Source organism: Kitasatospora sp. NPDC088346, from assembly GCF_044740765.1.
Taxonomy (GTDB): domain Bacteria; phylum Actinomycetota; class Actinomycetes; order Streptomycetales; family Streptomycetaceae; genus Kitasatospora.
Window position 1 is genome coordinate 1 of sequence record NZ_JBIURH010000163.1, and the last position, 2,054, is coordinate 2,054.

The 2,054-nt window shown below is 73.1% G+C and carries 2 protein-coding genes; both read left to right on the forward strand.

Annotated elements, in window-relative coordinates:
• The coding region (locus tag ACIOFR_RS42150) for a phosphopantetheine-binding protein (protein ID WP_401006126.1) at nucleotides 1-187 on the forward strand (187 nt) is incomplete at its 5' end.
• Nucleotides 184-2,054, forward strand: a 1,871-nt coding sequence (locus ACIOFR_RS42155; RefSeq protein WP_401006128.1) for a condensation domain-containing protein, incomplete at its 3' end; no start/stop codon positions are given. The genes ACIOFR_RS42150 and ACIOFR_RS42155, both read left to right, overlap by 4 nt.

Here is a 2,054-nt window from a genome sequence, read left to right on the forward strand (position 1 = left end):
CTCCCTCCTCGCCGCCCGCCTCATCAGCCGCATCCGCACCACCCTCGGCACCGAGCTCACCATGCGCACCCTCTTCCAGACCCCCACCGTCGCCGAGCTCGTCGAACGCCTCGGCGACACGTCCGACACCCCACGGCGCGCCCGTCCGGCGCTGCGCCGCCGCGCCCGGAACGGAGAGACCGGATGATCCCGCTGTCGTACGCCCAGCGGCGCCTGTGGTTCATCGACCGCCTGGAGGGCCCCAGCGCCACCTACAACGTGCCGGTGGTCCTGCGCCTCACGGGCGAGCTGGACGTCCCCGCGCTGCGGACGGCGCTCGCGGACGTCGTCGCCCGCCACGAGAGCCTGCGCACGCTCTTCCCTGAGCAGGACGGCAACCCGTACCAGCTGATCCTGGACGCGGACCGGGCCGCCCCCGACCTGGAGCCGGTCCGTACCACCGAGGCCTTCCTGGCCCGGCGGGTCCAGGACGCCTCCCGGTACGTCTTCGACCTGTCGGCCGAAATCCCGCTGCACGCCAGGCTGTTCGCGGTCGGCGAGCGCGAGCACGTGCTGCTGGTGGTGATGCACCACATCGTCAGTGACGGCTGGTCGCTCGGGCCGCTGCTGCGCGACCTGGCCGAGGCGTACACGGCACGGATCGCCGGCGGCGCCCCGCAGTGGGACGAGCTGGAGATCCAGTACGCCGACTACACGCTGTGGCAGCAGGAGCTGCTCGCCGACGAGGAGGACCCGGAGAGCGTCGCCGGCAGCCAGTTCGCCTACTGGAAGGAGCAGTTGGCCGACCTCCCGGAGGAGCTGCCGCTGCCGCTGGACCGTCCCCGGCCCGGCGTGCCGAGCTTCACCGGCGACGCGGTGCTCACCTCGGCCGGCGCGGAACTGCACGGGCGGCTGCTCCAGCTGGCCCGCTCCGAGCGCGCCACGCTCTTCATGCTGATGCAGGCCGCCTTCTCGGTGGTGCTCAGCAGGTTCGGCGCGGGCGAGGACATCCCCGTCGGCACACCGGTCGCCGGCCGCGGCGACGACGCGCTGGACGACCTGGTCGGGTTCTTCGTCAACACCCTGGTGCTGCGCACCGACACCTCCGGCGACCCGAGCTTCCGCGAGCTGCTCGGCCGCGTCCGGGACGGCGACCTGGTCGCGTTCGAGCACCAGGACATCCCGTTCGACCGGCTGGTGGAGGTGCTCAACCCGGTCCGCTCGGCGGCCCGGCACCCGCTGTTCCAGGTGATGCTGGTCCTGCAGAACAACGCGCAGGCGACGCTCGCCCTGCCGGGGCTCGACGTCCGGGCCGAGAACACCTCCACCGGCGCCGCCAAGTTCGACCTGACCGCGGCGGTCCGCGAGCGCTACGAGGAGGGCCGCCCGGCCGGGCTCGACCTCACCCTGGAGTACGCGAAGGACCTGTTCGACCGCTCCACCGCCGAGCGCCTGCTCGACGCGACCGTCCGCCTGCTGGCGGCCGTCGCCGACGCGCCCGACCTCCCGATCGGCCGGCACCGGATCCTGTCCGAGGACGAGCTGCTCCAGTTGCTCGTGCACTGGAACGACACCGCGGCCGAGTACGCCGACGACCGCTGCGTCCACGAGCTCTTCGAGGAGCAGGTGGTCCGCACCCCGGACGCGGTGGCGCTGGTCTTCGAGGGGACCCGGGTCACCTACCGCGAACTGAACGCCCGCGCCAACCGGCTCGCCCGGCACCTGGCGGACCGCGGTGTCGGCCGGGGCTCGGTGGTCGGGGTGTTCCTGGAACGCGGGATCGAACTGGTCGTCGCCACCCTGGCCGTCCTCAAGGCCGGTGGCGGCGGCTACACGCAGCTCGACCCGAAGTTCCCGACCGACCGGCTGACCGCCGTGCTCGGCGAGATCCGCGCGGAGGCCGTCGTCACCTGCGACGCGCTGGCGGAGCGGCTGGTCGAGTCGGGCGCCCGGCTGCGGTACGTCCGGGTGGACGGGGAGGCCGACCTCATCGCCGCACTCGACGCCTCGAACCCGGGGGTGCGGGTGTCGGTCGAGGACGTGGCCTGCGTGATGTTCACCTCCGGCTCCACCGG